Below are 824 nucleotides of genomic sequence, written 5' to 3'. Positions count from 1 at the left end.
GTCTTGTTTCCGGTTTTCGTGGTAACCGTAATGACATCGCCGGTCAGAATATCACCTTTGATTTGCAGATACTCACCGTTTTCGTTGTAGATGGTCGGTGTCACTGCCACCACTTCCTGCGGAATGTCGCTGGGCAGTGCCTCAATTCGCAGTGTGAATCCGGTTTCATCCCCGTCATTAGTGATAGAGAACAGGTTGCTGTTGGAATACACACCCAAAGGAAACGGAGCATCGTTCTCCGGAAAGGGAAAGTGAAATGCTCCGGTGATGCCGCTGTAATAGGCATAGAAAATATCCCGGCTGTACCAGTAGATGTCCGGACAGAGAATAGAGATCTGCCCACTGATTTGCTGCTCGAAATGCTCCACTTCGCAGGTTTCTACATACCCCTCGGCATAGACATCGATGTTTGCCGTCTTGTACCAGATTTTGATGTATCGAGACGGCTTGACCACATGATACAGCTGATGCCGCCGTTTCTCGATGCTGATGCCACGCATGGCAAAGGAGATGACCACGTTTCGCTTTTCGATAAAGGCGTTATTCAGGTAGCTGCCGTTCATGCCAGCATAGGAAGATGTGGAGATCGTTCCGGCAGGCGGATTCAGACCTTCGATTTTGGAGGTCATGTATTGGTTGGCGGTGGTGGACAGATTCACTTGTTCGCCGGATTCGTTTTCGAGGATGAGAGTGAAATACATGGGATACCTCCTTGCTTTTTCTGGTGGGGTGTGATATAATAGATAAAAATGATAGGGGCATTAGCCCTGTAAATCGGAATTTGTGTGACGAATTATGATATTTAATTTAGAGACGAGGTTGTT

The 824-nt window shown here is 47.7% G+C and carries 1 protein-coding gene; it reads right to left on the bottom strand.

What is annotated here, in order from left to right:
- A partial coding sequence (locus tag DXB92_RS13245; RefSeq protein ID WP_117734229.1) for a phage tail domain-containing protein occupies positions 1 to 701 on the bottom strand: 701 nt, incomplete at its 3' end.
- Positions 702 to 824: the final 123 nt, after the last annotated feature.

The organism is Ruminococcus sp. OM06-36AC (genome assembly GCF_003438725.1).
GTDB lineage: Bacteria > Bacillota > Clostridia > Oscillospirales > Ruminococcaceae > Ruminococcus_C > Ruminococcus_C callidus.
This window is presented reverse-complemented; position numbering and strand designations above follow the sequence as displayed.